Origin of the sequence: Streptomyces sp. NPDC020490, assembly GCF_044335305.1 — a bacterium.
Lineage (GTDB): Bacteria > Actinomycetota > Actinomycetes > Streptomycetales > Streptomycetaceae > Streptomyces.
The window spans coordinates 1-1383 of record NZ_JBIRUY010000108.1 but is presented as its reverse complement, the minus strand read 5'-3'; the positions used below and the strand labels follow the sequence as shown (position 1 = coordinate 1383).

The window sequence follows — 1383 nt, the reverse complement described above, 5'->3', positions numbered from 1 at the left end:
TTAGTACTGCAACGGTGCTTGGTGTGACTGATGGCCAGGTCGGAGACTGTGTCCGCGTCGTTTGTAGTGACTGATGCGGGCTTGGTGTTGGCGTCGTCGACGCCAGGTTGACCAGTGCAGGATGTGCTCGATGGGGGCCGGCCGACGGTCGGTGAGGCGGGTGATCAGGCGCCTGATTTCGGCGAGGCTGAGGTGGATGAGCTGGGAGGATCCGTTTCTGCTTTCCCGGTATCCAGCTCGCGGGCTCGCAGGATGGTGAGGCAGGCGTGGGCGGCCATGGCGAGGGTCATGTGCCGGTGCCAGCCGGGGTAGCGGCGGACCTGGTAGTCATCCAGGCCGCATTCCTGCTTCGCGCTCTGGAAGCATTCCTCGATGGCCCATCGGCTGCCCGCGACACGTATCAGCTCGTCGAGGGTGGTCTCGGCGGGGCAGTAGGCGATGTAGTAGGAGATCTCCTGGGGCCGGCTGACGCTGCGACGGGCGATCACCCAGTGCCGACGGTCCTCACGGTGCCAGGGCCGCACCTCGACGCGAGCCCAGTCGTAAACCCGCAGGCCGTGGGCGCCCGCTCCGCAGGAACGGCGCTTCCACTTCTGCCGGGCGAGGCCGGTGAACAGGTCACGAACGGGATGGTCCATCGCCCAGCGGGTGACCACGGTGTCGTGCCGGGTGGTGGCCATGACGTGGAAGACGTCCGCCTGCTCGAGTTCGAAACGCCAGCCCTTGCTGAAGCCGTAGGCGGCATCCGCCGTCACCCACCGAAACGGGATCCGGTCCGCGATGGCTTTGCGGACCATCGCCCTGGCCATGGCCACCTTCGTCTCGAAGCCCCTCTCGTCACCGATGCCGGCCCGGCGGCAGCGTTCCCGGTCGTCCGTCCAGGACGTCGGCAGATACAGACGGCGGTCGATCAACGTCCTGCCCCGGTCGGTTGCATAGCCAAGGAACACGCCGACCTGGCAGTTCTCCGTCCGCCCGGCCGTGCCGGAGTACTGCCGCTGAACGCCGGCCGACCCTGTCCCCTTCTTCAGGAAACCGGTGTCGTCCACGATCAGGACCGCCCCGGAATCACCGAGGTTCTCCACCACGTACTCACGCACATCGTCCAGGACCTCGTCGGCGTCCCAGTCGATCCGGTTCAGCATCCGCTGGATCCGGTCCGGACCCTCATGACCGGCCTGCTCGGCCACGGTCCAGCCGTTCTTGCGCTGCAGCGGAGCGATCAGACCCCGCATATACGCCAGAGCCGACTCCCGCGGCTCCGACCTGCTGAAACGATGCACGAACCGCTCGTGCACCGCGTCCAGTTCACGCGCCCACAGCCTGACATCAGCAAGGTCCCCACCCATAACCACACCAACGACCGACCTGGCTATCAGTCAC

1 protein-coding gene is annotated in these 1383 nt (G+C 66.4%); it reads right to left on the bottom strand.

Translation table 11 applies throughout. The features are described 5' to 3' along the window. Positions 1-164: 164 nt before the first annotated feature. On the bottom strand, positions 165-1349 hold the full coding sequence (locus ACH4ZX_RS40315) for an IS701 family transposase (RefSeq protein ID WP_398283916.1): 1185 nt from the start codon (positions 1347-1349) through the stop codon (positions 165-167). Positions 1350-1383: the final 34 nt, after the last annotated feature.

Excerpts from the sequence above, each read along its gene's own strand:
- ACH4ZX_RS40315 (WP_398283916.1), bottom strand. The coding sequence starts at position 1,349 with ATGGGTGGGGACCTTGCTGATGTCAGGCTGTGGGCGCGTGAACTGGAC.